This is a genomic window from Nocardia sp. PLKS1-43 (assembly GCF_059510335.1).
In genome coordinates, this window is sequence record NZ_JCAJZQ010000047.1 from 1 (window position 1) to 1213 (window position 1213).

Annotated in this window: 2 protein-coding genes; both read right to left on the reverse strand. The window is 64.3% G+C overall.

Annotated elements, in window-relative coordinates:
- Positions 1-8: 8 nt before the first annotated feature.
- A complete protein-coding gene (locus tag AC5WS7_RS40595) occupies positions 9-647 on the reverse strand; it encodes an IS630 family transposase (protein WP_495959983.1) in 639 nt (212 codons plus the stop codon).
- Positions 560-1195 carry a helix-turn-helix domain-containing protein gene (locus AC5WS7_RS40600; protein ID WP_495959984.1) on the reverse strand — a complete coding sequence of 212 codons (636 nt, stop codon included), beginning with the start codon at positions 1193-1195 and terminating at the stop codon, positions 560-562. The genes AC5WS7_RS40595 and AC5WS7_RS40600 overlap by 88 nt, the downstream gene beginning before the upstream one ends.
- Positions 1196-1213: the final 18 nt, after the last annotated feature.

The following is a 1213-nucleotide window of genomic DNA, read 5'->3' on the forward strand; positions in this document are numbered from 1 at the left end:
TGTGTTCCTCAAAGGTAGTAGATAAAACGGCGGCGTGGGGTCCTCGGTTTCGGGGCTGGTCGGCCCCAAATCCATGGTCGGGCGCGGGCGTTGAGGGCGGCGGTGGCTTGGCGGGTGGCCTGGTCGATCTCGGTGTGGTCGGCGAAGGTCTGACCGGCGAGTGCTTCTCGCCGAAAGATCCGCCACCACGGTTCTTGCAGGTTGAGCCAGCACGCCCCGACCGGGATGAAGGCGTGCTTGATCCTGGGGTGGCCTTCGAGCCATTCGCGGGTGGATTTGCTGTTGTGGCTGGAGAGGTTGTCGGTGATCACGTAGATGTCGCCGGTGGGGTTGGCCTGTTCGATCATTTCCAGGAACCGTTGGTAGTTCACGCTGTTGCGTGAACCGGCGGTGAGCGTGACGGCCTGGCCGTCGCGGACGCGGATCGATCCGTAGACCCAGATCTTGTCGGGGCCTCGCGAGTACTCCAGGGGTGCCTTGATGCGGTGCCCATCGACCGACCACCCCGGTGAGGGGCCGAAAGTGCGGGGCGAGACCGGGCCCAGCTCGTCGGCGCAGACTACCGTGGCCCCGGCCGGTGGCTGCGTGTAGAGACCGACGATGTGTGTCCTTTTGGGACGAAGTACGGATCCTTGCTCGTCGTCCACGACCGCGGCCGACGCCAGCGGATCCCTTCTGCCACAAGAATTCTGCGTACCTGACTGCGTCCCACGACGATGCCCTCGCTGCGCAGGGCCTCGGTCAAGGAATCCAGCGTCCAGCTCGACGGGGCCCCGTCCCGCTCCGCATGAAGCTCACCGTCGGCCGATCGTGTCAGACGCCCTGGCGGGGTAGTGGCGACCAGGGCCACGATCCGGCTGCGCTCGGTCTCGGTCAGCCGAGGTTTACGCCCTGACCCCGGCCGGTCTCCCAGACCTTCCAGACCGTGAGTATTGAACCGGTGCAAGCGTTCACGCACCGTTTGCGGATGACAACCCAACTCCTGCGCGATCTGGGAGGTGGACTTCCCGTCCCAGCTCGCCGTGATCATCCGCGCCCGGCGAATCCAATCACCTGGAGCATGCCGAGCCCCAGCGAGTTTACGAATCTTGCGCTCCTCCAACACATCCCGTGCGGGACGCGCAACCAACACCTTCGGCAGAACCCACCCCATCACACCCGAATCGACAAGACCGACAACAAGATACATGATCATTGAGGAACGCAGCACTAG